Source organism: Streptomyces gelaticus, from assembly GCF_014649535.1.
Lineage (GTDB): Bacteria > Actinomycetota > Actinomycetes > Streptomycetales > Streptomycetaceae > Streptomyces > Streptomyces gelaticus.
Genome location: NZ_BMTF01000012.1, coordinates 54,720 through 81,188 on the forward strand (window position 1 = coordinate 54,720; position 26,469 = coordinate 81,188).

23 protein-coding genes are annotated in these 26,469 nt (G+C 71.7%); 6 read left to right on the forward strand and 17 right to left on the reverse strand.

Annotated elements, in window-relative coordinates; translation table 11 throughout:
* Nucleotides 1-4: 4 nt before the first annotated feature.
* Nucleotides 5-967 (reverse strand): GlxA family transcriptional regulator, encoded by a 963-nt coding sequence (locus IE107_RS18630; RefSeq protein WP_229867068.1) that lies wholly within the window; start codon nt 965-967, stop codon nt 5-7.
* A 42-nt stretch (nt 968-1,009) separates the two neighbouring features.
* On the opposite strand from IE107_RS18630, the gene IE107_RS18635 reads away from it, so the two are divergent.
* Nucleotides 1,010-1,918 (forward strand): dienelactone hydrolase family protein, encoded by a 909-nt coding sequence (locus IE107_RS18635; protein WP_229867070.1) that lies wholly within the window; start codon nt 1,010-1,012, stop codon nt 1,916-1,918.
* Nucleotides 1,919-2,076: 158 nt separating this feature from the next.
* Complete coding sequence (locus tag IE107_RS18640) at nt 2,077-3,603, forward strand: hypothetical protein (protein ID WP_189544935.1); 1,527 nt, start codon at nt 2,077-2,079, stop codon at nt 3,601-3,603.
* 59 nt (nt 3,604-3,662) lie between these two features.
* Here IE107_RS18640 and IE107_RS18645 read toward each other — a convergent pair whose 3' ends face one another.
* Nucleotides 3,663-4,316 carry a TetR/AcrR family transcriptional regulator gene (locus IE107_RS18645; protein WP_189544936.1) on the reverse strand — a complete coding sequence of 218 codons (654 nt, stop codon included), beginning with the start codon at nt 4,314-4,316 and terminating at the stop codon, nt 3,663-3,665.
* Between the two features lie 245 nt (nt 4,317-4,561).
* On the opposite strand from IE107_RS18645, the gene IE107_RS18650 reads away from it, so the two are divergent.
* Both IE107_RS18650 and IE107_RS18655 read left to right on the forward strand, forming a co-directional pair.
* Nucleotides 4,562-5,182 (forward strand): SRPBCC family protein, encoded by a 621-nt coding sequence (locus IE107_RS18650; RefSeq protein ID WP_189544937.1) that lies wholly within the window; start codon nt 4,562-4,564, stop codon nt 5,180-5,182.
* Nucleotides 5,183-5,368: 186 nt separating this feature from the next.
* Nucleotides 5,369-7,219, forward strand: a complete 1,851-nt coding sequence (locus IE107_RS18655) for an AfsR/SARP family transcriptional regulator (RefSeq protein ID WP_189544938.1) — start codon at nt 5,369-5,371, stop codon at nt 7,217-7,219.
* Nucleotides 7,220-7,281: 62 nt separating this feature from the next.
* Here IE107_RS18655 and IE107_RS18660 read toward each other — a convergent pair whose 3' ends face one another.
* Complete coding sequence (locus IE107_RS18660) at nt 7,282-7,908, reverse strand: hypothetical protein (RefSeq protein ID WP_229867071.1); 627 nt, start codon at nt 7,906-7,908, stop codon at nt 7,282-7,284.
* Nucleotides 7,905-8,744 (reverse strand): 4'-phosphopantetheinyl transferase family protein, encoded by an 840-nt coding sequence (locus IE107_RS18665; RefSeq protein ID WP_229867073.1) that lies wholly within the window; start codon nt 8,742-8,744, stop codon nt 7,905-7,907. Before IE107_RS18665 ends, IE107_RS18660 begins: the two co-directional genes overlap by 4 nt.
* Nucleotides 8,745-8,969: 225 nt before the next feature.
* Between IE107_RS18665 and IE107_RS18670 the strand changes: the two genes are divergently transcribed.
* Nucleotides 8,970-9,980, forward strand: a complete 1,011-nt coding sequence (locus tag IE107_RS18670) for a TauD/TfdA family dioxygenase (RefSeq protein ID WP_189544940.1) — start codon at nt 8,970-8,972, stop codon at nt 9,978-9,980.
* Between the two features lie 197 nt (nt 9,981-10,177).
* Here the strand turns inward: IE107_RS18670 and IE107_RS18675 are convergent, their stop codons facing one another.
* The 11 genes from IE107_RS18675 to IE107_RS18725 form a co-directional block, all read right to left on the reverse strand.
* On the reverse strand, nt 10,178-12,745 hold the full coding sequence (locus IE107_RS18675; RefSeq protein WP_189544941.1) for an FtsX-like permease family protein: 2,568 nt from the start codon (nt 12,743-12,745) through the stop codon (nt 10,178-10,180).
* Entirely contained in the window at nt 12,745-13,530 is a 786-nt protein-coding gene (locus IE107_RS18680; protein WP_189544942.1) for an ABC transporter ATP-binding protein, read from the reverse strand. Before IE107_RS18680 ends, IE107_RS18675 begins: the two co-directional genes overlap by 1 nt.
* Before the next feature lie 275 nt (nt 13,531-13,805).
* Nucleotides 13,806-14,594, reverse strand: a complete 789-nt coding sequence (locus tag IE107_RS18685) for a 4'-phosphopantetheinyl transferase family protein (protein ID WP_189544943.1) — start codon at nt 14,592-14,594, stop codon at nt 13,806-13,808.
* Between the two features lie 35 nt (nt 14,595-14,629).
* Nucleotides 14,630-16,006 carry an alkaline phosphatase family protein gene (locus IE107_RS18690; RefSeq protein WP_189544944.1) on the reverse strand — a complete coding sequence of 459 codons (1,377 nt, stop codon included), beginning with the start codon at nt 16,004-16,006 and terminating at the stop codon, nt 14,630-14,632.
* Nucleotides 16,003-17,184, reverse strand: a complete 1,182-nt coding sequence (eboE, locus tag IE107_RS18695; RefSeq protein ID WP_189544945.1) for a metabolite traffic protein EboE — start codon at nt 17,182-17,184, stop codon at nt 16,003-16,005. Before eboE ends, IE107_RS18690 begins: the two co-directional genes overlap by 4 nt.
* A 12-nt stretch (nt 17,185-17,196) precedes the next feature.
* On the reverse strand, nt 17,197-18,054 hold the full coding sequence (locus tag IE107_RS18700) for a TatD family hydrolase (RefSeq protein WP_189544946.1): 858 nt from the start codon (nt 18,052-18,054) through the stop codon (nt 17,197-17,199).
* Nucleotides 18,055-18,114: 60 nt separating this feature from the next.
* Nucleotides 18,115-18,774 (reverse strand): EboA domain-containing protein, encoded by a 660-nt coding sequence (locus tag IE107_RS18705; RefSeq protein ID WP_189544947.1) that lies wholly within the window; start codon nt 18,772-18,774, stop codon nt 18,115-18,117.
* Nucleotides 18,771-19,658 (reverse strand): sugar phosphate isomerase/epimerase family protein, encoded by an 888-nt coding sequence (locus IE107_RS18710; protein ID WP_189544948.1) that lies wholly within the window; start codon nt 19,656-19,658, stop codon nt 18,771-18,773. The genes IE107_RS18705 and IE107_RS18710 overlap by 4 nt, the downstream gene beginning before the upstream one ends.
* Nucleotides 19,655-20,719 (reverse strand): SCO3242 family prenyltransferase, encoded by a 1,065-nt coding sequence (locus IE107_RS18715; protein ID WP_189544949.1) that lies wholly within the window; start codon nt 20,717-20,719, stop codon nt 19,655-19,657. Before IE107_RS18715 ends, IE107_RS18710 begins: the two co-directional genes overlap by 4 nt.
* Entirely contained in the window at nt 20,716-21,903 is a 1,188-nt protein-coding gene (locus tag IE107_RS18720) for an inositol-3-phosphate synthase (RefSeq protein ID WP_229867075.1), read from the reverse strand. Before IE107_RS18720 ends, IE107_RS18715 begins: the two co-directional genes overlap by 4 nt.
* Nucleotides 21,904-22,004: 101 nt before the next feature.
* Nucleotides 22,005-22,796: a Tat pathway signal sequence domain protein gene (locus tag IE107_RS18725; RefSeq protein ID WP_189544950.1), complete on the reverse strand. Its 792-nt coding sequence runs from the start codon at nt 22,794-22,796 to the stop codon at nt 22,005-22,007.
* Between the two features lie 268 nt (nt 22,797-23,064).
* Between IE107_RS18725 and IE107_RS18730 the strand changes: the two genes are divergently transcribed.
* Nucleotides 23,065-24,066, forward strand: a complete 1,002-nt coding sequence (locus tag IE107_RS18730) for a hypothetical protein (protein WP_229867076.1) — start codon at nt 23,065-23,067, stop codon at nt 24,064-24,066.
* 77 nt (nt 24,067-24,143) lie between these two features.
* Here IE107_RS18730 and IE107_RS18735 read toward each other — a convergent pair whose 3' ends face one another.
* Nucleotides 24,144-25,502: an MFS transporter gene (locus IE107_RS18735; RefSeq protein WP_189544951.1), complete on the reverse strand. Its 1,359-nt coding sequence runs from the start codon at nt 25,500-25,502 to the stop codon at nt 24,144-24,146.
* Entirely contained in the window at nt 25,499-26,467 is a 969-nt protein-coding gene (locus IE107_RS18740; RefSeq protein WP_189544952.1) for an ornithine carbamoyltransferase, read from the reverse strand. The genes IE107_RS18735 and IE107_RS18740 overlap by 4 nt, the downstream gene beginning before the upstream one ends.
* Nucleotides 26,468-26,469: the final 2 nt, after the last annotated feature.

Here is a 26,469-nt window from a genome sequence, read left to right on the forward strand (position 1 = left end):
TGCGCTACCTGTCGCGGCGACGACGGAACATCGCGCGGTACTCCCCCGGCCGCCGGCCCGTGTGTCTGGTGAAGATGCCACTGAACGTCCCGGGGTCGAGGTACCCGACATCGGCGGCGATGCCTGCGACGGTCCTGTCGGTCGTCTCCAGCAGATGTCTGGCTCGACGCACCCTGGCCGTCTGAAGGTACGTGAGTGGCGTCTCGCCGGCTTCGTCGCCGAAGCGACGGAGCATGGTTCTCGTGCTTACGTGGAACTCCTGGGCGAGGGCGGGCAGGTCATAGCGAGTGCCGAGGTTCTGGTCGAGCCATCGCTTGACGCCGAGCGAGAACTCACCGCCCGCAGTGGGGATGAGCCGCGAGTCGACGTAGGGGGCCTGCGTGGAGCGTGCGTCATCGACCAGCGCGATGCGCGCGATGCTGCGGGCGACGCGGGGACCGTCGTGCTCGCGGATGAACTGCAGCGCGAAGTCGTACATGGCGCTGAAGGCCGCTGTGGTCGTCACCCCCTGGTCGGTCACGACCAACTTCTCCGAGCAAAGGCGAACATCGGCGTACCGGCGGGCGAACCGGTCCGCGAACAACCAGGACGTGGTGGCTTCGCGCCCGTCGAGGAGCCCGGCTTCAGCGGCGAGGAAGGCGCCCACGCAGATCGATACGACAGCGGTTCCCGAAGCCGCCTGCGATCGAATCGCCGCTACCTCCGGTCCCAGGTCTGCGAGTGTCGCGTCGAGATCGAGCGTGGGCGAGAGCTCGAAGCCCGGCACGATCAGAACGTCCACCGGGCGAACCGCCGAGACGTCGATGGCCGAGCCGCCGGACGCGATCACCCGTCGCCGCGGCGAGATGACCGAGACCTCGTAGGCCGGCCGAACCGACCCTTGTGCCGCGGCGACGTGAGTGGCCATCGCCAGGAGGTCGGGGACTCCGAACACCTCCGAAGCGAAGCAGCCGGGGTAGGCCAGCACACCAACTCGCAGCGGACTCATGCCGCCCCTCCGGCACCTTCCTTGGGAACAGGTGGCGATATTACCGGGCAACATGGCGATGCCGCCGCTTCTCAGGAAGAGCGGCCGTGCACCATCATCCCGATCATGACCACCATGCGAGGACGGAACGACCCTTTGGACGACTTCTCACGGAGGGTCGTCAGCATCGATGACGTCGACAAGACCGTGTACATGGCCGGGTCGGGACCGGCAGTCGTCCTCATGCCCGAGATGCCGGGTATCAGCCCCGACGTCGCTCGGTTCGCGCGTTGGGTGCGCGATGCCGGCTTCTCCGTGTACATGCCCTCTCTCTTCGGCGTCGACGGTGCCTATCCGCTCGCCGGCGCACAGGAGACCATCGTTCGACGCGCGTGTGTCAGCGCCGAGTTCCGGGCGTTTGCCGGTGGCGGTACCAGCCCCGTCGTCACATGGCTGCGCGGCCTCGCCCGCCTGGCGCACGCCGAGCGAGGCGGGCCCGGCGTCGGCGCCGTCGGTCTGTGCTTTACCGGCAACTTCGCCTTGACCATGGCGCTCGAACCCGCTGTCGTCGCACCAGTGGTGAACCATCCGTCGCTTCCGCTGGACGACGCCGGCGGTCTGGAGATCAGTGACGAAGACGCCGCCGCCGTGGCCGAACGCGTGGCGCGGGACGGATTGTCGGTTCTCGCCTACCGCTTCGACAACGACAGGTGGTGCACCGGCCGGCGGTTCGCGGCCTACCGAGCACTGCTCGGGGACGCCTTCGACGGCCGCGTGCTCGAAGCCGGGACGGCGAACACGGACCCACCGCCCTTCTTCCGTGATGTCGTCGGTTGTGCCCACAGCGTCGTCACGGCGCACCTCGTCGACCAGGACGGCCACCCCACTCTGCAGGCCCGGGACGAAATCATCGCCTTCCTTGCCGAGCGGCTCGGGGCACGGCAGGAATGAGAAGCCCTCGGCGCTCCGGCGCCTGGCGCCCGACCACCACTGTTCCGCCCCCGAGCAGTCGCCATGACGTGTGAGGGGGTGAGTGGCCGGGGCGCCGAGAACTCGTCGACGCGGAAATTCACCGGGCAGCCGGCCACGGTCCGGGCAGGATGTTCCCTGTGAACCATGTACTGTGCGGGCTCGCCGCCAATGCGGCCCTTCCCTCCGAGCTGGTCGACCGGCTGATCGCGGTCGCGGACACGGACATGGCCGAGAGGCTCGCCGGTCGCGCCGGGCTCAGCCGTGCGCAGGCGGTTGCTCTCGCTTCGCAGGTCGAGGAGATCGCTGTCCGGCTCGTGTACGAGGGCCTGCTGACCGCCGCCGAGGTCGATCCCGTGGCGCAGCCGCATGCCGCGCTCGCCCTGCTCGACGAGCGTTCCGGTGCCCCGGAGTGGGCACGGTTCTTCGCGTCGGATCCGGAGGCCGAGCGCCGGGAGAGGCTGGCCGCCTGTCCCGGACTCCCGCCCGATGTGGTGGAGATGCTCGCCGCGGACTCGGACGTACGGGTCGTCGCGGAGCTTGCGTCGTGGACGACGCCGGACATGGCAGCGCGGCTTGCGCGGCATCCGCATGCCGAGGTCCGCCGGGCGGTGGCGGCCAACGAGACGACGCCACCGGACGTGCTGGCGATGCTGATCACCGGCGACGGGTTGCCTCCGGCGCAGCGGTGCCTGGTCTGCGACAACGAGGAGACGCCGTTCGTGCACGATCCGCAGTGTCCGCGGCTCGACTGCGATCTGCGGTCCGGTGCCACGTGTGCGGGTTACCACGAGTCCACTGTCCATGAGACAGCGATGCTGGCACTGGGGAACCCGGCCACGCCGGCCGAAGCCGTCGTCCGGTTCGCCGACCATCCCTCGACACTGCTGCGCTGCCGACTCGCCGCCCGCCCCGACCTGCCACCGGAGGTGGGGGAACGGCTCGCCGGCGACCCTGTGCCGGGTGTTCGAGCCGACCTCGCCGGGAACCCGGCGATCGACGACGCCCTGATCCGTAGGCTGGCGACCGATCGTGGCCATGACGTGCAGCGCGCTCTCGCACACAACCCGCGCGTGCCCCTCGACGTGCTCTCCCGCCTGGCCGGCGCCGTCAAGATCGGCCCGACCCTGCTGCCGAGGATCGCAGCCGCCTCCCCCGCCGAGGTCGAGGAGCTGTCCAGGTCGTCGAATCCGGCTCTACGCATGCTTCTGGCCGAGCGGCGCGATCTGCCGGCCGGGATCCGTGACGTGCTGGCCGCCGACCCCGACGCGAAGGTGGTCAAGGCCATCGCTCCCCACCCGGGCCTCTCGGAGACCCGGCTGCGCAGCATGGTCGAACGGCACGGGGTTCGGGTCGTCGCCAAGGTGGCAGCCAACCCGGACGCGCCGCCGGCACTGCTGGAGGACCTGGCCGCACACGTACCGCCGGTGCACAAGGTGTTCCGCGAGATCGCCCGGCACGGCAACGCAACGGGTCCGGCGCTGCTCGTCTGCTTGGCGGACAGCCGGGCACGGCCCATAGCCGCCGGGCACCCGGCCCTCCCGCCGCCGGTCATCGTCGAACTGCTCGCCGACGACGGCTGGCAAGTCGTGGAAGCGGCTGCCGCCAACCCGTCGCTGCCGCCGGCCGTGATGGCAGAGCTGGTACGGGGGCCGAGCGGCGCATAGGTCCAGCGCAGCGCGGCAATCGCTCCGCGGGCCCGTTCTCGGCCGGTGGACGGGTGACGTCAGGCCCGCTGCGTGAGCAGGTCATCGAGTTCGGCCGCGAAGAGCAGAGCGGGGTCGATGCCCATTCCGCTGAAGTGACCCGCGAGTTCCAGGGACAGGACGCCGTGCAGCCGGGTCCAGAAGGCCAGGGCCCGGTGAAGAGTCGCGGGCGGGGCGGGGTGGCCGTCGGCCCAGTCCCGGTGTTCTTCCAGGTGGGCGTCGAGCGGGGTCGCGGGGCCGTCCGGGGTGAGGGCCGCACAGGCGTCGAGCAGGGTGGTCATGATCTGGTCGGAGACCCTGACGGTGTCCTCGGGGGCGTGGTACCCGGGCACGGGGGTGCCGTAGATGAGGAAGTAGCGCTGGGGATCCTCCAGGGCCCATTCGCGCAGGGCGTGCGCCAGCCCGCCCACGTCGGCGCCGGCGGCGAAGGCCGCGCGGAAGGTGTCGGCGAGGCTTTGGTACGCGTCCCGGATGAGCTCGGTGATCAGTTCGTCGCGGCCGGCGAAGTAGCGGTAGAGCGCGGGGCCGCTCACGCCCATCTGTTTGGCGACCGCGTTGAGGGAAAGCGCGGGCACTCCTGCCGCGGCGATCTGTTCCCAGGCGTGTTCCTTGATCTCCGCGCGGACCTGGGCGCGATAGCGCTCTCGCGGGGTCTTCGGATCCGGCTCCCCCACGGTCCGCTGCCTTCCCTGTTCGCCCTGCTACATCTTCAAGGTTTCGTTAGAACCTATCACGCAACACCTTGACCCTGCACCGAAAGCACAGTTATAACTTCTAACGAACACGAAATCTTCTAGCTCGTTCGGGGTGCGCCGTGCGGCACGCCCGCTCGCCGCCCAGTCCGAGGACGGACAACCGTCCGACAGCCGGAGCGCACTCCACAGACAGCTCCCGCCCGGCAACCGACGAGGGGAACACCATGCCCGGCATCCGCACCGCCCTGTTCACCGTCCCGCTCGCCCTCGCCGTCCTCGGCACTGCTGCCGCTCCCGCCGGAGCCGCTCACCGTCACCCCGGCACGTCCCTCACCTGCCGGGGGGAAGGCGTCGATCCCGACGCTCGTGTTCGCCACAGGACCGAGACCTTGATCCACGCACCTTTGCGCACCGTCTGGAAACTGCAGACGGACGTGGCGCGCTGGCCGTCCTGGCAGGCCGCCGTCAAGACCGCGGAACGCCTCGACCACGGCCCCCTCCGGGCGAACTCGGCGTTCCGGTGGACGACCCCGATACCCCCCAACCCCGCGACTCCGGCGACCGAGTTGGAGATCACCTCGACCGTCGGGCAGATCGCACCCAACTCCTGCATCCGCTGGACCGGCCCCGCGATCGGTGAAGGACTGCGCATCGACGGCGTCCACGTATGGAACTTCACCGCGGTCGGAGGCGGCGTCCGCGTGAGCACCGAGGAGACCCATACCGGCGCCCAGGTCGACGCGGACGTGCCCACCGCGACGAAGATCCTCCGCCAGGGCCTCGAAGCATGGCTGCACGACCTGAAGACGGCCGCCGAGGGCCGCGCCGTGCACCGGCGCAACTGACCGGGCGAATCATTTGTGCATCCGGGTGCCCGTCGGTGACCAGCTCGGGCAGGCTCGTACCACGCCCAGGACGCGCGGTTCAGGGGACGGTATCGGCCTTCGGTCGTCGGCGATAACTCATGGATAAGGGCGCCGCCTACCTTCGGATTCCATGCAGGACGCTCAGACCTGAAAGGGGTTTGCCGCATGGACTTCCGGATTCTCGGGCCGGTGGAGGCCCGGCGTGACGGGGACTGGATCGCGTTGTCCGGTTCCAAGGTGCACACGGTCCTCGCCGCGATGCTGCTCGCGCACGGGCGGGTCGTCTCGGACTCCCGGCTCGGCGCGCTGCTGTGGGGGTGGGACCCGCCGGTCACCGCGAGCGCGCAGATCTATACGTACATGTCGCGGCTGCGCAAGCTGCTCGGCGACGAGGTCGAGATCGTACGGCGGCAGCCCGGGTACATTCTCCGGGCGCCCGGGGCTCGTATCGACATCGTCGAGTTCGAACGGCTCGACCGGCTCGGCCGTGCGGCGCTGCGGGAGCGGCGTTACGCCGACGCGCAGGCCCTGCTGACGGAGGCACTCGGGTGGTGGCGTGGGCCGGCCCTGTCGAACGTGACCGAGTTCCTCCTGGAGGCCGAGCTGCCGCAGCTGGAGGAGGCGCGGATGCTGGCGCTGGAGAACCGCATCGAGGCGGATCTCGCGCTGGGCATGCACGAGCAGGTGACGGCGGAGCTGACGGGTCTCGTCGCCGAGCATCCCGTGCGGGAACGGCTGCGTGCCCAGTTGATGACCGCGCTGTACCGGTGCGACCGGCAGGCCGATGCCCTCCAGACGTACTACGAGGGACGCAAGGTGCTCGTCGAGCAGCTGGGGGTGGACCCGGGCGAGGCGCTCGGGGCTACGTATCAGGCCGTGCTGGGCGGGGAGTTGGGTTTGCGAGGTGCAGGGGCAGCGCGGGGGCGGTCCGATGTACCCAACATGCTTCCTGCCGCGGAAGGGGAGTTCATCGGACGATCCGCTGAACTGTCCCTGCTGACCGCGCGGTTGGCGGCCGAGACGAATCGTCCCCGGCGCCTGCTGGTGACCGGGATGGCGGGCGTGGGCAAGACCGCGCTCGCGGTGCGGGCCGCCGAGGAGAGCTCCGGTCATTTCCCCGACGGCCTGCTCTTCGTCGAGCTGTGCCATCCCGACGGTACGCCCAAGGACGCCGGCGAGGTGCTGGTGCGGTTGCTGCGGGCGCTCGGCGAGACAGGTCTCGACCAGAGCCCCCCGCGGGCCCTCGACCGCGACGAGCTGGTCCGGCTCTACCGTGCGCGAACATCCGGCAAGCGGCTCCTCGTCGTCCTCGACGACGCGGTCGGCGACCTCCAGGTGGCACCGTTGCTGCCCGCGAGCCCGCAGGCGGCCGTGCTGATCACCAGCCGGGCCCGGCTGGCCCGGGTGGCCGGGGCGGACACCGTGGCCCTCGCGCCGCTGGACGACGACGAGTCCCTGGCGATGCTGGTGGCAGCGGCCGGCGAGGAGCGGCTGAGGGACGACCCGGATGCCGCCGACGACCTGGTCGCGTACTGCGGAGGGCTGCCGTTGGCGCTCGCCGTGGTGGGGGCCCGTCTCGCGGCACGGCCGTCGTGGCCGGCCAGCAGGCTCGCGGACCGGCTCGCGGACCCGGCGGAACGGCTCGCCGAGCTGTCCTTCGGTGATCTGGATGTACGGAGGGCGTTGCTGCCGTCGGTGCGGCGCATGGCCGCCGAGGGCCCGCCGGCACTCGGGGCGCTGGCCGGTGCCGGTACGGAGCCGTTCTCGGCGCGGGACGCCTCGGTGCGTCTGGCGATGTCGGAGGACGAGGCCGAACGGGTGCTGGAGTCGCTGGTGGACAGCGCGCTCCTCGACCTCTCGGGGCTCGATGCCCAGGGGCTGCCGCTGTACCGGTGCCATGAGCTGGTCCTCCTGTACGCGGCGTCGCTGACTCCTGAGGATCCGGCCGCCGTGGGCCCCGTCACCTCCGCCCGGCGCTTCCCCGCCGCGCACGACAGCGCCACCGCGGTCGGGTGACCGCGGTGGCCGGGGGAAAGCCGTCTGCGTCGCTCGCCGGGGAGCCGCCGTGGTCCGTGGCGTCACCACGTTCCGCGCGTCCAGGAGTACGTGGGTATCTCGGGGACGAGTACGGGGGCGATGGTCTCGCGGACCACGGTCCACGCGTCGGCGACGACGCGTTCGCGGGGCGGCCGGTCGGCGGAGGCCAAAGCGGTCGCGGTGACCGCCCACATCGCGGCGACCGCGGCGACAGCCCGGACTTCGGCGGAAGGTTTTGCCGGAACGGCGCGGCCCCGGCCGACATCGATACGGAAGCCGAGCTCGGCGGCCTGGGCGGCCCGCGCCTCGTGGGCGACCCTGCCGCCGGGGCGGCCGAACACGGCAGCGGACAGGGGGTGCTCGTAGGCGGTGCGGACCCAGACGGAGACCCGGACGCGCTCGCGCTCCTCCCAGCCGCCGCGTGCGGCGGGCCCTGGGTCCGCCTGCTCGACGGCGGCGGCGAGCCCGGCGAAGTATCGGGTCAGTTCGGTGTCGTCGAGCTCCCTGAGGCCGTCGGAGGGCAGGCCGCGGTCGGTGAGCCCATCGGCTCCGGTGATCTCGGCGGCTCTCCCGGCGAGTCCGGAGAATCCGGGGCGGTCGGCGTGGGCGGCCCGGGGTGCTGGGACGGTCTGAGCCACCGGGGCGGTCTCCAGGGGCTGTGTCGTCATGACGGTCGACTTCCTTCGGTGTGGGGCGTACCGGCCTCGCCGGGCGGGCCGGGTACGGCGTGGATGTGAACGGGCCCGGGGGGAGCGCCGCCGGGCGGACGTGCGATGGCGGCGGCGACCCGGTCGCCCAGCCGCAGGTCCTGCACCGACCAGACGGTGGTGCGGCCGGAGTGCGTGTGCAGGACGCGGACCGGCCCGTGACGGGCCGGCCAGGTCTCCAGCTGGTTCAGCGCGGTGCCCACCAGCCCCAGCCCGACCGCCTTCACGACCGCTTCCTTGCGCGTCCAGACGCGGTGGAACCCCGCGTCACGTACCGGTCCGGGCGGCAGCGACACCAGGTGGGCGCGTTCGTTGTCGGTCAGCACCGAGTCGTACAGCGAGGTCTGGCGCATGGGCCGTACCGCTTCGACGTCGACACCGATGGCGGGTCCGTCACCGAGTGCGAAGACACCGCATCCCGCGGTGCGGGACAGGCTGATCGCCCACGGCACCTCGGGGTGCTCGATCACCGGCGGGCCGTGCCCGAAGTCCCCGCAGCCGGGGCACTGGCGCCTGCCCAGCTCGATGGACTGCGGTGCCAGGAGCAGTAGTTCGGACAGCGCGCGACGCGCCCCGGCCCTCGTGTGCACGAAGGCTGCCACGTCCCGCTCGGCCAGCAGGCCGAGCGCGCGGTGGAATTCGTCGGTGCCGAGCAGGGCGAGGTCGTCGGGGACGACCCGCTGCGGCGGCTGCCACCACCAGACATGGGCCGTACCGGCGAGATCCGGTACCCCGGGCGCTTCCCGGGAAGGCTGCCGGGTCCCGGTGCTCTTCGGTGTTCCGTGTACGAACGCCATGGACTGCCTCCATTCCTTCATGGTCCTTGTCGGCCTCTCCCGGTTCCTCGTGGCCTTCGGTTCCTCCGCCCGGCCGACCGTGCGGACAGAAATGCCACGGTGCGATCGTCCGCCCGGCGGCTACGGGCCATCTATATGCACCGGGCACGAATTCTCCGTAGGGCCGCTATAGCACTTCCTCGGAAACTGGGACGGTAATTTCCGACCGATCCAAGGAATGTCCACATGTCCGAGACCCATACGCTTTCCCTGCCGCTTTCGGCAGCAGCGGCCGGCACCGTCGTGGAACTGACCGAGGCCGAGCAGAACGCACTCCTCGCCGTCGCCGAGCAGCTGACCCCGAAGGGGTTCGCGGACGGCAGGATCGACGATCTCCGCTGGCTGGACGCCGCACGTGATGCCTCTGTGCAGCTTCCGCACCGGATGCTCGTGGCGCTGCGCGCGTTCCGTCACGACGCGGGCCCCGACGGGGTGCTGCTGCTGCGCAACCTGCCGGTGGTGGCGGACGACCCGCTGCTTCCGACTCCGGCCGTGAGGGGGTCGGCGGAGCGCGTTCCCACCATTGCCGCTTCCGTCGTCACCACCGCGATGCTCCACCTCGGAGAGGTCATAGCGTTCCGTAACGAAAAGACCGGCGCTCTCGTGCAGAATGTCGTTCCCGTACCGGGGAGCGAAACTTCGCAGAGCAATGCGGGTTCCGTTCTCCTCGAACTCCACATCGAGAACGCATTCCACGACAACCGCCCGGATTTTGTCGGTCTGCTGTGTGTGCGGGAGGACCCGACGGGCGATGCGAAGCTGTGCACGTCGTCCGTCCGCCGGGCGCTTCCGCTGCTCTCCGCGAAGGCGCGGACGGTGCTCTCCGAGCCGCGGTTCCTGACCGAGCCGCCGCCTTCCTTCGACGCCCTGGGCAGTGTGACGCCCGCCCACGCGGTGCTGAACGGCGACCCGGTGGACCCCAATGTGCTGGTGGACTTCTCCGCCACGCATCCGCTGGACGACGAGGCCCGGCAGGCCATGGCGGAGCTGCGGGACGCTTTCATGGGGACGATGTCGGCGCTGTCGCTGCGCGTCGGTGACCTGGCCGTCGTCGACAACCGCCTCGCGGTGCACGGCCGTACGTCGTTCACGCCGTCCTACGACGGTGCGGACCGCTGGCTGCACCGGGTGTACGCGCACCTGGACCACCGGCGCAGCCGGGTGGACCGGGCGGGCAACGGCGCGGTTCTCGGCTGAACGGGGCCACGCACGCAAAATCCGTGTCCGACAGGCAGGCCGAGGGGCCGGCCCCCGCCCAGGGGGCCGGCCCCTCGGCCGTTCGCGTGCGCCGCGCCGTACAGCGTTCGAGGGGTGCACCTGAGCTTCCGTGCAGCATTCAGGGGTGCACGGGAGCTGGGCTTCCGTACACCCCTGAGGGGTTGGCGTGGTGCGGCTTACTGGCGGGCGCTGATGACGTCCGCCGGGCGTCCACCGAGTGCGACACGCCCGGGGACCAGCGTCGCCACCGCGGTGAGTACCGCGGCGAAGCCGAGGACCCCGAGGAACTTCGGCACGTCGACGGAGGGCTGGGCGGCGCCCGTCATCCCGACGCTGAAGGCAGTGAGCACCGCGAGCGAGATGGCCGTGCCGAGCACCGCGGCGACCAGGACGATCAGGGCGGACTCGATCCTGAGCATCGACATCACCTGACGGCGGGTCGTGCCGACGAGCCGCAGCAGGGCGAACTCGCGGGTGCGGTCCGAGACCGACATGGCCAGGGTGTTGACCACGGCGATCGCGGTGAACGCGATGATCAGCCCCATGGCGAGGTAGTTGACCTCGGCGTTGGACTGCTGCACGTCCGCCTGGAGGTCGTCGACCTGGGTGCGGTCGAGGACGCCGATGCCCGGGAAGCGCTTGAGCGCGCCGGCCAGTTGCTCGCGGCCCGCCTTGCCGTCACCGGCCGTCTTGACGAGGACGGAGGAGGCGAGCGGGTTGTCGACGTGCCGGGCGACCAGGTCGTGCGACATGGTCAGGTCGCCGAAGCCCAGGCCGCGTTCGTAGACGGCGGCGACCTTCAGCTCGGCCACGGTGGAGTCGCCGAGTGTCACCTTGAGCGTGTCACCGGGCTTCTTGCCGAGGTGGTCGGCGGAGACGTCACTCATCGCGACGCTCTTGTCCCCGAAGCCCTTGAGGCTGCCTTGGGAGACGTCCGGGTCCCAGTTCGTGGTGAGGCCCTGCGCGGAGATGCCCTGCGCCGGGTACTTGTCGAGGCCGACGCGGACCTGGGTCCGGACGATCTCGGTGACCTGGGTGACGCCCGGTACGGCGCGCAGCGCGTCCGTCGCCTCGGCGGGGACACCGGGGCCGTTCGAAGCGACCAGCCAGTCCGCCTTGTTGCCGGCCTTGGCCTGGGCCGAGGCGGCGTCGCCCATGGTGGTCTGCACGAACAGGACGGTGCAGGCCATGCCGATGAGCAGGACCAGCGGAGTGACGGCAGCGGCCATCCGCTTGGCGTTGGCCCGCGCGTTGGCGGTGGCGAGGTGACCGCCGACGCGCGAGAACTTGAGCGGGATCCCGAGGACCGCGACGGCGATCCGGGCGATGACCGGGCCGAGCAGCGAGACCGCGACGGCGAGGACCACGACGGACAGGAACGTGACGGGCTGCGAAGCCGGTTCGGTGCGCAGGAAGCCCAGCAGGACGACCACACCGATACCGAGGGCCAGGACGAGCATCCCCACGCCGAGCCGTCCCCACGCGAAGTGGCGCTGTTCCATGGACGCCTCGGACAGGGCCTCGGCCGGGCGGATGCGGGCGGTGCGGCGTGCGGAGATGCGGGCCGCGACCCAGGCGCCGAGCAGAGCCGCCCCGACTGCGGCGGCGAACGGCACGAAACTGAAGGTGAGTTCGAGGGTGTCGGGGATGGCCTTGAAGTCGATGAACTTGCTGTGCAGCCAGTACGCGATGGGCAGGCCCACGACCGAGCCGAGGCCGCCCGCGAGGCCGCCGATGATCAGGGCCTCGCGGCCGATCAGCTGACGGACCTGCTTGGGGGTCGCGGCGATGGCACGCAGCAGGGCGAGCTCGCGGTACCGCTGCTGGATGGAGAGCGCGAACGTACCGACGACGACGAGGATCGCGACGAGCAGCGACGTACCGCCCATGGCGCCGCCCATGGAGACGAGCTTGACCCGGGCCTTGCCCGCGTCGAGGAATTCGATGGGGCCGCGTTCGCCACCGGTGGCGACGGCGTACTTGCGGCCGTCGCCGGCGAGGGCCTTCCTGGCCTGGTCCGCGAGTTCGCCCGCGGAGACGCCCGGCTTGGGCAGCAGGCCGACGGCCGCGACCTGGCCGGCCCGTCCGGAGAGTTCGCGGGCGGTCTCGTCGGAGAAGAACAGCGAGGTCTGCTGGTGCAGGTCGCCGCCCGTGGCTGCGGCAATGCCGCTGACCTTGTACGTGGTCGGGGCGCCGGTCGACTGGACGACGAGGCTGCTGCCGGTCCTGAGGCCGGTGCGGGCCGCGAGTTCCCGGTCGAGGACGACCTCGTCGGCGCCCACGGGTGCCTTGCCGTCGGTCAGCTCGAACGGGGTCAGTGCGGCGGAGGACCAGGCGTGTCCGTAGGACGGCTTGCCGTCGATGCCCGGCACGATCCGGCCCTGGGGGCCGACCGCGTACGCCGGGAAGTTCGTCTCGGGCACCGCCTTGCGTACACCGGGCAGGCCGGCGAGGGTCTCGGTGGTCCCCTCGGGCAGCCAGACCCGCTCGGCCAGCGGCTTCGCCTTGTGCTTCTCCTTGACCTTGCCCTTCTTCTTCTTGATGGTGGTCTGGTGGACGTTCTGGTCGGCGCCGACGATGACCGGGGCCGCGGCGTAGCGCTCGGTGGCGATGGTGCCGCGCAGACCGGTCTCCAGGAGGATGCCGCAGGCGGTGACCAGGGCGGCGGCGCAGAACAGGGCGAGGAAGGCGCCGATGAAGCCGCCCTTCCTGGCCTTGAGTGTCTGCAGTGCATAGCGCAGCATCAGGCCCACGCTCCCAGGTGTGTCATGCGCTCGGCGACGAGGTCGGCGGTCGGGGCGTCCATCCGGCCGGCGATCTTGCCGTCGGCCAGGAATAAGACGGTGTCGGCGTACGAGGCGGCCACCGGGTCGTGGGTGACCATGACGACGGTCTGGCCGGTCTCGTTCACGCAGGCGCGCAGCAGGGAGAGGATCTCCTTGGCGGTCACGGTGTCGAGGGCGCCGGTCGGCTCGTCGCCGAAGATGACGTCGGGCCGGGTGATGAGGGCGCGGGCGATGGCGACGCGCTGCTGCTGTCCGCCGGAGAGTTCGGCGGGCCGGTGGGCGGCCCGGCCACCCAGGCCGACACGGCCGAGGATCTCGTCGAGCCAGTTCTTGTCGAGGCTCTCGCCCGCGAGGCGCAGCGGCAGTTCGACGTTCTGACGGACCGACAGGGAGGGGATGAGGTTGAACGCCTGGAAGACGAAGCCGATGCGCTGGCGGCGCAGCTTCGTCAGCTGGGTCTCGTTCATGTCGTTGAGCTGGGTGTCCCCGATGTAGGACTGGCCCGTGGTCGGCTTGTCGAGGCCGGCCGCGCAGTGCAGGAACGTCGACTTGCCGGAGCCCGAAGGGCCCATCACCGCGGTGAAGGAGCCGCGCTCGATCCCCACGGAGACCCCGTCCAGGGCGCGGACACCGCGGCCGTTCTTGCCGTACACCTTGGTCACGTCGGCCAGACGAAGGGCATGCCCCCGGTTGACCGTGTTGTGGCCGTTGTCGAGGTAAGGGCGGCTCGTCTCGGTCACCATGTTGCGACCTGTCCTCTCCGTAGTGCGGTTCCGGGTCTCAGGGGGATGATTTTCGAGCGTATATGGCATCGAGTCGAGCGTGGTCCGTACTTCTATATTCCATCTATTTCGGGGCCGTTTGGGGCAGTTGACCGGGTGCTCGCCGTTGGGCGGAGGCGCTACCGCGGTGCCGCGCCCGGACCGCGGCGGGCCGCGCACGAGGTGGCGCCACCGGCACCTGCTCGGGCATGGCTTCGCGCCGCAAGAAGAGTGTTCTTGCGGCGCGAAGCCCGCCGTCACGCCGGGGCGTGGACGTGCACCGGGCCCAGGGGGCTGGTCTCCGGACGGGCCACGGAGGCCGCCCAGCGGTCGCCGATGTCGACGTCCATCACCTGCCAGCGCGATTCCTCACCGCGGTAGCGGTGCACCACCCGCACGGGCCCGTCCTGCGCCGGACTGACGTCCAGTGCGTTGAGCGCCATGCCCAGCAGGCCGAGACCGACGGCCTTGACCACCGCCTCCTTGCGGGTCCAGGCCCGGTGGAAGGCGGCGTCCCGGGCCGTGCCCGGGGGCAGACCGAGGACGTGTGCGCTCTCCGAGGCGGTGAGTACCACATCGGCCAGGCCGGCCGGTTCGACCGGCCGGAGGGCTTCCACGTCGACGCCCACCCAATGGCCCGCCCGTACCGCGAGGGCCCCGGCCCCCGCCGTGCGGGACAGGCTGACCGCGAGCGGGACCGGCGGGTGGGACACGGCCGGCGGGCCGTGCTCCCGGTCGCCGCAGCCGGGGCAGATCCGCCGGCCGAAACCGACCTCTCCCGGTTCGACGCCGAGCAGCCCGGCCACGGCCCGCCGGGCACCGGCCCGGGTGGCGGTGAACGCGGCCGCGTCCGCCTCGGCGTGGAAGCGCTGGGCCCGGCCCCGCTCCACCTCGTCGAGAACGGCGTAGTCCGCCGGGTCGGTCCGTGTGCCGAGCGGCCACCACCACACATGGATCTCGCCCGACTCCTGCATCCGGCCGACCTCTTCGAGCGCCGGTCGGGGTATGCGCACCTCGCTGATCGCGGTGTTCCGCCGAGGTGTCATCTGGCCTCCTCTCGATCCTTTCGATACGGCCGGTCTCAGGCCAGTCCGTTGAGGCGCAGAAGCAGTTCCTTCACCTCGGTGGCGTGGTAGCGGTCCCGTTCCTGCCCCGGGTCGGAGCACAGCAGCAGCGGCCCGTCCCGGTGGTCCTGGGGCAGCCGTCCATGGCTGCCTCCGACATGGCTCGGGTCGAGCGGCACCACGGTGAGCGGTGCGCGCATCCCGGCCTTCTTGCGCAGCAGGGTGAGTGCTGCCTTCGCCTTCACCGCCTTGTCGGCGGGGTCGAAGAAGAGCTCGGCCGGGTCGTAGCCCGGCTTGCGGTGGATCTCGACGCCGCGCGCGAAGTCGGGGGCGCGGGTGTCGTCGAGCCAGTAGTAGTACGTGAACCAGGCGTCCGGTTCGGCGACGGCGACCAGCTCGCCCGCATTGGGGTGGTCGATGCCGTAGGCGGCCTGTTCGGTGCGGTCCCAGATCTCGTCGACGCCCTCGGTGTGTTTCAGGACGTCGCGGACGCGCGGGATGTCGGCGGGGTCGGCGACGTACACATGGGCGGCCTGGTGGTCGGCCACGGCGAACGCGCGGGAGGTGCAGGGGTCCAGGTACTCCATGCCGCGCTGGCTGTAGACGGAGAGGAGTCCTTCGCGGCGCAGTGCGCGGTTGATGTCGACGGGCCGGGAGACCGGGCCGATGCCGTACTCGCTGAGGGCGACGACGGTGGTGCCGCGGTCGCGCAGGTCGCCGAGGAGCGGGGCGAGTGCGGCATCGGCCTCGCGGGCGGCGCGCACGGCCTGGGGGCTGTCGGGGCCGTACCGCTGGAGGTCGTAGTCGAGATGGGGCACGTAGATGAACGACAGGTCGGGGCGGCGGGTGTCGACGACGTGGCGGGCGGCCGTGGCGATCCATCGCGTGGAGGCGATGGAGGCGGTCGGGCCCCAGTAGTGGAAGAGGGGGAACTCACCCTGGCGAGCGGTGAGTTCGTCGCGCAGGTCGGCGGGTTCGGTGTAGCAGTCGGGAGACTTGCGGCCGTCGTAGTGGTAGACGGGTCGCGGCGTCAGGACGGTGTCGACGTCCGCGCCCATGGCCCACCACCAGCACAGGTACGCGGTGGTGTGGCCGGGGTCCTGTTTCCGCGCGGCCTGCCACACCTTCTCGCCCCGGACGAGGGCGTTGTGCTGGCGCCACATCATGACCTCGCCGTGGTCGCGGTGGTACCAGCCGTTGCCGACGGCCCCGTGGTCGCGGGGCAGCAGGCCGGTGGTGAGGGTGGCCTGGACGGTGGCAGTGACGGCGGGGAAGACGGTGTCGAGGCGGGCGGTGAAGCCCTCCTGTCCGATGGCCGCGACGTGCGGCATCTCGCCGAGGAGGCGGGGGGTGAGGCCGACGGTGCACAGGACGGCGACCTGGCGGGTGGTCATGGCGTGGCTCCCGCATGCTCGGTGAGGCCGAGACGAATCAACTCGCCATGTGTCCATTCGAGTTCGGTGGCGATCCCGGCGGCGATGCCGGCCGCCCCGGTGGGCCGGAGTCCGGCGGGCAGCACGTCCCAGGTGTACGTCTCGACCTCGACGTGGTCGGTGAGGGCGCGCTCGCCGCCGAAGGTCGCCCGCAGGGTCTCCTGGAGGGAGTCACTGGTGTTGCGCAGTGGCGGCTCGGGCTGGTCGTGCAGGGGTACGTGGTAGTGGATGCGCCAGGGCGCTTCGCCGGGCAGGGCGCCCGCAAGGGCGGGGGCGAGGTCGTCGGAGCCGCGCAGGGTGCCGTCGGGGAGCTGTTCGCGGACCTGGTGCAGAAAGCGGGGTTCGGCGAAGGGGCGCAGCGCCTCGCGGGACTCGGCGTCGGCGGGTGTGTCGGCGACGAGGGCGGAGGACGCCTGGAGCTTGACGATGGGCACCCCTTCGGCGACGAGGGCGGCGATGGCGCTCGGCGGGTCCTCGTGCTGGACCGCGAGGTGGCAGGCGTCCAGGCACAGGCCGACCCGTTCGTGGTCGGCGTCGGCGATGGCACGGGCGGCCTGGGCGGTGGTCTCGGCGACGCAGCCGGGTTCGGGTTCCAGGCCGACGCGGATGGAGCGGCCGGTCTCGGACTCGATCTGCTTGAGTCCGGCGGCCAGGTCGTCCAGGTGCCGGGCGGCGGCGGAGCGCTGCACACCGGTCCAGGGAGTGCGCCAGGCCAGGGGCAGGGTGGATATGGAGCCGCGGGCTGCGTCCTCGGGCAGCAGTCCGGAGAGCACCTTGGCGAGGTTGAGGGTGAAGGTCAGGCGGGACGGCTCGGACCAGTCGGGGAAGTACACGCCGCGTTTGACGACGGGGGTGTGGAAGCCGCGGTAGGGGAAGCCGTTGAGGGTGACGACCTCCAGGCCCCGGGCGGTCAGGTCCCGGCGCAGCGCGTCGGTGTCGGCCGGGTGGTCGGCGAGGTGGTGGGCCACGTCGGCGGGGAGCCACAGGCCGAGGCCGACGAGGTCGGTGCCGAGGTGCTGGCGTACCTGCTCCGCGTGCTCGGTGAGCTGGGCCGTGATCCCGTCGAGGGTCTCCGCCGGATACACATTGGTGCAGTAGGCGAGGTGGATGGTGGTGGAGTCCGAGTGGTGCAGACGCATGACGTATTTACCTCAACTACCGCCGCGGGCGATCGAATTGCCGGCGTACAGCCCCGCGGCCTGCACATCGTTGTAACCGTCCAGGTCAAGCCTGCCCGACTGCCCGTAGAACATGAGCGGGTTGCGCCACATGACGCGGTCGACATCATCCTCGTCGAATCCGGCGTCGAGCATGGCTTCGGCCGTGATCCTCGTGAGCAGGGGATCGCTGTGCCCCCAGTCCGCCGCCGAGTTCACGAGCATGTGCTCCGTTCCGTACTTTTTGAGGATGCCGACCATCCGCTGCGGGGTCATCTTGGTGTCCGGGTAGATGGAGAAGCCCATCCAGCAGCCGGTTCCGATCACCTCGGTGACGGTGACCTCGTTGAGATGGTCGAGGACGACGAAACCGGGGTCGATACCGGATTCCTCGACGACGGCCAGGGACCGCGCGGTTCCACCCGCCTTGTCGCGGTGCGGGGTGTGGACCAGTGCGGGCAGCCCGAACTCGACGGCGAGGGCGAGCTGTGCGGCGAACGCGTGTTCCTCCGCGTCGGTCATGGTGTCGTAGCCGATCTCCCCGACCGCTACGACGGAGTCCTTGGCGAGGTAGCGCGGCAGCAGGTCGAGCACGGGCGTGCAGCGCGGGTCGTTGGCCTCCTTGGGGTTGAGTCCGATGGTGCAGTGGTGCTGGATGCCGAACTGGGCCGCGCGGTAGGGCTCCCAGCCGAGCAGGGCGTCGAAGTAGTCGGCGAAGCTGGCCGGGTGGGTGCGTGGCTGACCGAGCCAGAAGGCCGGCTCCACCAGGGCGCGTACACCTGCGTCGTACATGGCCCGGTAGTCGTCGGTGGTCCGGGACGTCATGTGGATGTGCGGGTCGAATATACGCATGGCCGATCTCCGTCGGGGGTATGGGCCGGCTCCGCGGCGGGGCCGGGTGCGGGACAGCGCTCAGCTGTCGTGGGTGGCGACCAGCCACAGGTCGGCGGGCACGGTGCGGCCGGCCGCGCGGCGCTCGTTCGCGAAATCGAAGGCCATCCGGGCGAGTTCGGCGTCCCGCCGTTCATGCAGGCCGGCCACCTTGGCCAGTGGGATCCCGGTGAAGAGGCACTTGAGAACGGCCTGGCGCCAGCGGTACTGGTCGAGGTGGACCCGTGCGTAGGGGCCGAGTGCGGCGGCGACGAGTCGGCTGTCGTTGGTACGCAGTGCGTCGTCGGTGAGGTGGACGGCGTGCGGTCCGAGGGGCAGGAAGGGCAGGGCGCACAGGACACCGCGCCGCTCCGCCGCGTCGCCGTTCCGGTAGCGCTCCGTGACCTCCTGCGCCAACTCCGTTCCGCTGAGCTTCAGTTGGCCGAGAAATCTGGTGCGTACGCCGTCCTCGACGCTCCAGCCCGCCCAGCCCGGCAGCCGGCCCCGGCCGTAGACGCGGCCGGCGGCAGGGAAGCGGCTGTCGAGGGCGTCCGGGCCTTGTTCGGCGACGGCCGCGAGGTCCCGGGCGAGGCGGGCGCGGTGTTCGTGGCCGAGGGCGGAGCCCAGTCCCTCCGTGAGGGCGCGCAGGGTGAGCGTGTGGTGCACGGCGGTCGGTGCCGCCGTGATCGTCGGTGCTGTCATACCGGTTCGGCCTCCTTCGACAGGGCTGCGGTGCGCAGGAATTCGATGCTGCGGCGGGCGGTCGCGGTCGCCGCGTGACTGTGCCGGGGCAGTTCCACGGAGACCAGCCCCTGGTAACCGGCGGCGCCCAGGGCGTGCAGGACCGGCGGGAAGTCGATCTCGCCCTCGCCGAACGGCAGGTGCTCGTGGACGCCGCGTCGCATGTCCTCGATCTGGACGTGGGCGAGGCGGTCGGCCGCCAGTTCGACGCAGCGGGTGACGGTATGGGGTTCGAGGCACCGGCAGTGGCCGATGTCGAGGGTGAGACGGAAACGCTCGGGGAGGCCTAGTTCGCGGTGGAGCCTGCGGTAGCCGGCGAGGTCGGCGACGAGCATGCCGGGTTCGGGTTCGAAGGCGAGGTCGATCCCGGTGGCGTCGGCGTGTGCGACGGTCTCGGCACAGCCGTCGACGAGCCGCTGCCAGGCCTGTTCGGGGGTGGTGCCGGCGTCCGGGGTGCCGCTCCAGAAGTGGACGGCCCCGGCGCCCAGCTCGGCGGCGATGCCGATGGCGCGGCGGAGCAGTCCCAGACGCAGGTCACGGCCCTCGGGCTCGGCGGACAGCAGGGTGGGGCGGTGCTTGCGCCAGGGGTCGAGGAGGTAGCGGGCACCGGTCTCGACGACGACGGCGAGGCCGGTGGCGTCGAGGACGCGCCGGGTCTCGGCGATCCGCCGGGGCAGGTCGTGCGCGTAGGGGTCGAGGTGCTGGTGGTCCAGGGTGAGCGAGACGCCCTGATATCCGAGGTCGGCGAGAACACGCAGCGCGTCGGGCAGCCGGTGGTCGGCAAAGCCGTTCGTGCCGTACGCGAAGCGCAGGGCGGTGGCCGGGGTGTCCGGGCGGGGGCTCATGTCGAGGACACCTTCCGGGCGAGCCGGCCCACCAGGGGCAGGGCGGCAACGAGCGGCAGGGCGATCAGGGGCGCTCCGGCGCGGGCCACCAGGGTGGCCTGGAGGGGCAGAAGGGCGTGAATGCCCGCGCCGACGGCGGCGCGGACGCGCGGGGCCGAGGGGTCGCGGACGACGGCGGTCTGGGCGCGGGCGCAGGTGCCCGCGTAGGTGGCGAGGGCCGCGCCGGTGACCAGGGCGGGGGCTGACATGCGCAGCGCGTGAGCCGAGGGGCGCGGCGTCCCGGCGCGCCCGGCGGCGAGCAGCGCGGCCACGGACCCGGCGGCCGGGCCGCCGAGGTGGGCACCGCCCTTCGACACGGAGAACAGGCGGGCAGCGGTGGGTGGTTGGGCCCCGGGCCGGCCGGTGAGGGCGGCGTACGCGGTCTTGGTGCCGGTGCCCGCGGCGGCGAGCAGACGGGCCGCGCCCGCGCCGGTGATCGCCGTCGTCGTCGCCAGGGACAGCTTCGGCTCGCTCGTGGGCGCTCCGTCGACCTCGTGGCGGCTCAGGCGGGTCACCGCGAAGGTGTGCGCGGCGACGGCGGTGGCAGCCGGGAGGGCGGCGGCCGCGCGTCCGGGGCCGGTGCCGTGCAGGACGTCCAGGGCGCGGGCGGCGGCCATGGCGGCCGGGCCGAGCGGGGTCGACTTGAGGCCGAGGTCGTAGGCCCAGACGGCGACGGCCAGCGGCAGGGTGCGGCGCAGCAGGGTGCGGCGGCCGCCGACGAGGGCGGCGAGGCCGAGGCCCGCGCCGGTGAGGCCGACGGCAGTGGCGAGGGCGGCGCGCGGGGTGAGGCGGCCCGACGGGATCGGGCGCTCGGGGCGTTCGGTGGCGTCCTCGGCGCGGTCCGCCCAGTCGTTGAGGGCCATGCCCGCCCAGTACAGGGCGACGGAGGACGCGGCGAGGCCGGTGGTGCGGCGGATGCCGGGGCGGCCCGCAGCGAGGGCCCCGGCGACGACGTCGCCGGGTACCGTGATCGCGGCCGGGGCCCGGACCAGTTCCGCGTAGGTGCGCAGGGTGGTGTTCATCGGGGGCTGCCTGATGTGGCCGGGACCGGGGCGTTCGCCCAGGCGGTCAGGGCCTCGTACTGGAGGGTGAGGTTGTGCTCGCGGGAGCCGGCCGGGTCCTTGAAGAAGAAGCCGAGTGCGCTGAGCGCACCGCGGTCGCCGCGGCGGCGGCCGTGGGCGGCCAGCCGTACGAGGTCGAGGACGAGCGGGGCGGCGAGGGCGGAGTCGCAGCCCTGCCAGGTGAACTGCAGGGACATCCGGACGCCGAGGAAACCCTCGAAGGAGATGTGGTCCCAGGCGGTCTTCCACTCCCCCATCTCGGGGACGTTGTCGATGTGGACCTGGCCCTGGACGGGGTGGCCGACGGTCTCCTCCAGGCTGCGCTGCTTGGACTCGGTCTTGCTGCGGGCGGCCTCGGGGTCCTGGAGGGTGGCACCGTCGCCGCCGCCGAGCAGGTTCGTGCCGGACCAGGAACGCAGGCGCAGGGCCCGCTGCGTGAACATCGGGGCGAGTGCGCTCTTGACGAGGGTCTCGCCGGTCTTGCCGTCGCGCCCGGCGTGCGGGACACCGCACGCGCGGGCCAGCTGTTCCAGGGCGGGCAGCGAAGCGCCTGCGGACGGGGTGAAGTTGACGTAGGCGCAGCCGGCGCGGAAGGCGGCGTATGCGTACAGGGAGCTGGGCGGCAGCAGGTCGGTGCTGGTGGCGAGGACCTCTTCGAGGGCCGTGAGGTCGAGGAACGCCGGGTCCGGGTCGGGCAGTGGTTCGGTGGAGGAGACGTTGACGACGACGACCTGCTCCAGGGCGTGCCGTTCGCGGAAGGAGACGATGTCCGCCGCGAAGCGCGCGGCGGCCTCGGCCTGGGGCTCGCCGGGCCACTGCGAGCCGTCGCGGATCTCGCGGTCGGCGGCCTCCAGTGCGCCGCGCACGCCGTCGAGAAGTGCGGCGGGCAGGACGCCCGCCGCGGCGAGTTGCCCGGCCCTCGCCGTCAGCTCGACGGACACGATGTCGTGTCCGCCGAACACGAGGTCGGCGAGGGCCGGGAGCGATGCGTCACGGAACGGGGGAAGGTCCGTGACGCATCCGTCGGAGGAGGCGCTGCCCGCCGCGATCGCGGCGGCGCCGGCGGTCGCGGCCGTGGCGACCGAGCCTCGTGCGCCGATCATCCAGACGCCGATGCGGGGTGAAGTTCCGGTCGTGGCTCGCATGGTGGGCTGTGCCTCCTGAGTCGTGCGGGGAGTGAGGTGCGGTCCTGGGGCGTGGGCGGGGCACGCCCCGCGGACGGGCGGCGCGGTGTTCGGGGCGCGTCCTAGAACTTGCCCATGTCGGCCGGGTACGGGTAGGTGTCGAAGGCCTTGTCGAGCCGGCCCGGGCTGCGGTGCAGCCACTTGCGGGTCACACCGTGCACGGTCCGCCGGGACAGGCGCTTGTTGTCGTTCGCGTCGATGGCCGGCTGGCCGATGGACTGGAGCTCCCAGGCGACACCCGCGAGCCGGTTGATGCGCGTCCACCACTGCACGTCGATGTCCAGGAGCCGGAAACCGGCCAGGAAGGGGTGCCAGCGGTGGTAGGCGTGGGTGAAGTCCGGCGGCGTGAAGTTCATCATGTGGACCTTGTTGCCGGCCGAACGGCGCGGGTCGAACAGGACGCCCTGGCCGAAGTCCTGGAAGGCGCGGACCAGTCCCTCCGGGTCGTTCCCGTAGAACTCGCGGTAGACATCGCGCTGGGCGTTCGACAGCAGCACGAAGGCGTCGCGGTTGGGGCGGATGAGCTCCAGGAAGCTGCGCGGGTAGCGTCCGCCGGAGCGGGTGGCGGCCCAGGCCGAGTCGACCTTGGTGAAGCCGCCGAACGGCTTGACGATGGCGTCGACGGCCTCGACGGATTCGGGGGTCGGGTTGAAGTAGAAGCGCTCGTCGTACTCGTACCAGAACTCGTTGGCGCGGCGGTCGCCGACCATGCCCGGGACCTCGGGGAATCCGCTGCGGGACCGGCCGTGTGCGGCGGCCGGCACGGCGCCGGCCACCGTCACCGCGGCCGCCGCCCCGGCGATGCCGGCGGCGGCCCTGAGGACGCCCCGGCGGTCCATGGTGTTCTGCGGCATCGGTGGATCTCCTTCGTCAGTGGTCGGTGCGGGGATTGCGGTGATGAGACGACTCTCGCGGGGCGGCCTATGTGCGTCCTATAACGGCTCTGGTGGTGCATATCACCTGGTCACAGGGGGTGGGTGCGGAGCCGAAGCCGCAGCGATGCCGGGACGATAGAGCATCGGATTACGTTCCTCCGGAAACGGATGTACGAATCCCTACATCGTTTTCCGGCCACACAGGCGGCCAGTACCGGTCACTGCCCCCACCAGTGAAGGAGACACTGTGGTCACGCTCACAAGCGCCCGTATCCAGCACAAGGACACCGGCGTCAACGGGACCCTCCCCCGATTACACGGCCCCCTCGCCTGGTGCGCGGCGGCCATGGCCCTGCTCGCGGTGATCGCCGCGGGCGGCCTGTTCCTCGACGACCGCACCGTGCTGGGTGAGGGGGTGTGGCTCAAACCCCTGAAGTTCGCAGTGTCGTTCGGCCTGTACACGATCACCCTGGCGTGGATGATCGGCCGGACGGAGCGCTGGCAGCGCACGATGCGCAGAATCGGCACGGTCATCGTGGTGCTGTTCATCGCCCCGGAGATATCGATCATCACGTTCCAGGCCGTACGGGGCGAACGCAGCCATTTCAATGTGTCGTCCACGTTCAACGACGTGCTGGTCAAGGCGATGGGCGGCGCGGCGTACGCCGGCTGGGCCATGACGCTGCTCCTGGGAGTCTTCCTCCTGTGGCAGCGCAAGGTCGACCGGCCGCTGGCCTGGGCCATTCCGATCGGGCTGTTCGTGTCCCTGGCGGGCATGTCGATCGGCTATCTGATGACCTCTCCGACGGCCGCGCAGCAGCGGGCCCTGGACGCCGGGGAGCATCCGGCCACGCTCGGCGCGCACAGTGTCGGGGTGCCGGACGGCGGTCCCGGCCTGCCGCTGACCGACTGGGCGGCCGGCGGCGGGGACCTGAGGGTGGCGCACTTCGTGGGCCTGCACGCACTGCAGCTGCTGCCGCTGGCCGCCGTGGGTCTCGGGATGCTCGCGGGACGACTGCCGCTGCTGCGCGGCGAGGGCACGCGTACGGCCCTGGTCGTGGTCGGCGGTGCGGGTCATGCCGGGCTGACCGCGCTGCTGCTGTGGCAGGCGGAGCGCGGTCAGCCTCTGCTCGAACCCGACCGGCTCACGCTCACCACGGCCGCCTGGCTCGTCGGCGCGGTCGTGGTGGCCGTCTCGGTGGTGCTCACGACGGCGGCACGCGAGGGGCGCGGCTCCCCGGGGAAGTGATACTGCCGGCGCACGACGGAGGGGGCCACCGCGGCTGCGGTGGCCCCCTCCCCCGTGGTGCGCGGTGTGCCGGGCGGTCAGCCGGCCGCCGCGAAGGGGCCTCGGCGCAGGGCCGGGGAGATCAGGGCGGCGATGGCCGTCACGGCCATCGCGAGGCTGAGCCCCAGGATCGTCCGGGTCGGGCCGAGGCCCTCCAGGGCGAACCCGGCCGCGACCGGGCCCGCGGCCATCGCACCGCCACCGACCAGCATGGCCAGGGAGTTGGCCCGCCCCCGCATGCTGTCCGGTGCGATCCGTACGAGATGGACACCGCCCGCCACGTTGAACACACCGCCCACGTAGCCGCTCAGCGCGAAGATCGCACCCAGCGCGTAGGGGTCGCGGAGCACGGCTACGGGCACCATCAGCAGCGCCCACACCGCCAGTCCGCCGATCACCAGGGCGCGCATCGACAGACGTTCGGTCCACCAGCCACCGCTGAGCGCCCCGACGAGGCCACCCGCTCCGCTGAGCGAGAGCACGACGCCCACCTGGAACTCGGTGCCGCCCGCCGACTGGATGCCGGACATCACGGCCAGGTTGAGGCCCTGGAAAAGGATGTTGGAGACGGCTACGGCGGCCATCACGGCCCGCAGGAAGTGCTGGCGCCACATCCAGACGAGGCCCGCGCGGACCTCGGCGGCGAGTGCTGTTCCCGAGGTGCCCGTACGTTCCTGCTGAAGCTTCCCTCGTACGCCGAACAGACAGGACACTGCGGCGAGTTGACCAACTGCCGCCGCCACGAACGGGAACGCGGCGCCGAGTGTGACCAGTCCGCTGCCCAGCGGCTGGCCCGCGATGGCGGCCCCCCGGGTGCGGGCCTCGTTGCCGGTCATGGCGGCGCCGATCTGCTCGGGCGGCACCACGGCGGGCACAGCGGCCCGCTCGGCCAGTTGGAACAGCACACCGAGGGTGCCCTCGACGAACGCGGCGGCCAGCAGCGCCCACAGCCGGACGTGCCCGCTCAGCAGGAGCGCGGCGACCGCGCCGGCCACCACCGCCTGTCCGAGCCCGGTCACCAGCAGGATGCGTCGCCGGTCCCAGCGGTCGACGAGCGCGCCTCCGGGCAGTTGCACCACGAGCTGCGGAAGCAGCAGCGCGGTGCCGACGAGCCCGGCGTCACCGGGCGACCTGGTCGCCCACAGGACGGCGAGGGGGTACGCGACGGCGGTGGCCCGCCCGGCGAGCAGCGAGAGGCCGGCTCCGCCCCACAGCAGGCGGTAGTCACGGTTGCGCCGCAACGGTACGGGCGCCGCCTCCTCCCCGTCCGGGCCGGCCTTCGGCGTGGGCTCCGCGGCCCCGTGGTGCTCCTCGTCCGGCACGGCGTCGTCCCGCTGTTCGGTCAGCAGCCACGGCAGCACCGCCGGGTCGGTCACGGAGTCGGTCGCGGGTTTCATCGCGCGCCCACCAGGGCGCGCTCCCCGGCCGGGGGCACCTCGGCCTGTGCGGCGGTGCGGACGAACTCCAGTACCGCCATCGCGCTGTGCATCTTGTTGGTGGCCTGGGCGAACGCGATGCTGTGCGGTCCGTCCAGTACCTCGGCCACGACCTCCTCGCCCCGGTGGGCGGGCAGATCGTGCATGAACACGGCGTCCGGGCTGGTCTCCCACAGAGCGGGGGTGACCCGGAACGGAGCGAAGACGTTCCGCCAGTCGGGATCGGGCTTGCTGGTGCCGGTGGTCTGCCAGCGGGTCGTGTAGACCACGTCGTAGCCGCCGGTCAGTTCGTCCATGTCGTGCCGTTCGACCAGGGTGGCGCCGGTGCGGGTGGCCTGGGCGCGGGCCCGGTGCGCGATCGCGTCGTCGAGGCCGTACCCGGGCGGGGTGCGGACCTCGAAGTGGACGCCGGGGAAGCGGGTCAGGGCGAGCGCGAGGGCCGCCGCCGTGTTGTTGCCCTCGCCCGCGTACAGGATGCGCAGGCCGTCGACGTGGCCGAAGTGGCGTACCAGTGTGGTGAGGTCGGTGAGCGCCTGAGTGGGGTGCTCCTCGGCGGTCATGGCGTTGACGACGGACATGGTCCCCTGCTGTGCCCATCCGCGCAGTTCGGCCTCGGGCCCGGCGGTCCGGGCGACGAGGACGTCGAGCATCCCGGACAGGACCCGGCCGGTGTCCTCGGTGGTCTCGCCCGTGTTGAGCTGGAGGTCGCCGGGTCCGTAGGCGATGAGGGAGCCGCCCAGCCGCAGGGAACCGGAGGAGAAGGCGGTACGGGTGCGGGTGGAGGTCTTGGCGAAGTAGATGCCGACCACCTGGCCGTCGAGCGGGGCGGGCCGCCGGGCGAGACCGGCGGAGAACTCGGCGCCGCGGTCCACGATCCGTCGCAGCTCCGCGTCGGTGAGGTCGTCGATGGAGATGAGATGACGCATGG

Bases quoted from the DNA above. Each gene is read 5' to 3' on its own strand.
- IE107_RS18650 (WP_189544937.1), top strand. From the start codon at position 4,562: ATGCCCGGCATCCGCACCGCCCTGTTCACCGTCCCGCTCGCCCTCGCC.
- IE107_RS18655 (WP_189544938.1), top strand. From the start codon at position 5,369: ATGGACTTCCGGATTCTCGGGCCGGTGGAGGCCCGGCGTGACGGGGAC.
- IE107_RS18660 (WP_229867071.1), bottom strand. From the start codon at position 7,908: ATGACGACACAGCCCCTGGAGACCGCCCCGGTGGCTCAGACCGTCCCA.
- IE107_RS18665 (WP_229867073.1), bottom strand. From the start codon at position 8,744: ATGGCGTTCGTACACGGAACACCGAAGAGCACCGGGACCCGGCAGCCT.
- IE107_RS18670 (WP_189544940.1), top strand. From the start codon at position 8,970: ATGTCCGAGACCCATACGCTTTCCCTGCCGCTTTCGGCAGCAGCGGCC.
- IE107_RS18675 (WP_189544941.1), bottom strand. From the start codon at position 12,745: ATGCTGCGCTATGCACTGCAGACACTCAAGGCCAGGAAGGGCGGCTTC.
- IE107_RS18680 (WP_189544942.1), bottom strand. From the start codon at position 13,530: ATGGTGACCGAGACGAGCCGCCCTTACCTCGACAACGGCCACAACACG.
- IE107_RS18685 (WP_189544943.1), bottom strand. From the start codon at position 14,594: ATGACACCTCGGCGGAACACCGCGATCAGCGAGGTGCGCATACCCCGA.
- IE107_RS18690 (WP_189544944.1), bottom strand. From the start codon at position 16,006: ATGACCACCCGCCAGGTCGCCGTCCTGTGCACCGTCGGCCTCACCCCC.
- eboE (WP_189544945.1), bottom strand. From the start codon at position 17,184: ATGCGTCTGCACCACTCGGACTCCACCACCATCCACCTCGCCTACTGC.
- IE107_RS18700 (WP_189544946.1), bottom strand. From the start codon at position 18,054: ATGCGTATATTCGACCCGCACATCCACATGACGTCCCGGACCACCGAC.
- IE107_RS18705 (WP_189544947.1), bottom strand. From the start codon at position 18,774: ATGACAGCACCGACGATCACGGCGGCACCGACCGCCGTGCACCACACG.
- IE107_RS18710 (WP_189544948.1), bottom strand. From the start codon at position 19,658: ATGAGCCCCCGCCCGGACACCCCGGCCACCGCCCTGCGCTTCGCGTAC.
- IE107_RS18715 (WP_189544949.1), bottom strand. From the start codon at position 20,719: ATGAACACCACCCTGCGCACCTACGCGGAACTGGTCCGGGCCCCGGCC.
- IE107_RS18720 (WP_229867075.1), bottom strand. From the start codon at position 21,903: ATGCGAGCCACGACCGGAACTTCACCCCGCATCGGCGTCTGGATGATC.
- IE107_RS18725 (WP_189544950.1), bottom strand. From the start codon at position 22,796: ATGCCGCAGAACACCATGGACCGCCGGGGCGTCCTCAGGGCCGCCGCC.
- IE107_RS18735 (WP_189544951.1), bottom strand. From the start codon at position 25,502: ATGAAACCCGCGACCGACTCCGTGACCGACCCGGCGGTGCTGCCGTGG.
- IE107_RS18740 (WP_189544952.1), bottom strand. From the start codon at position 26,467: ATGCGTCATCTCATCTCCATCGACGACCTCACCGACGCGGAGCTGCGA.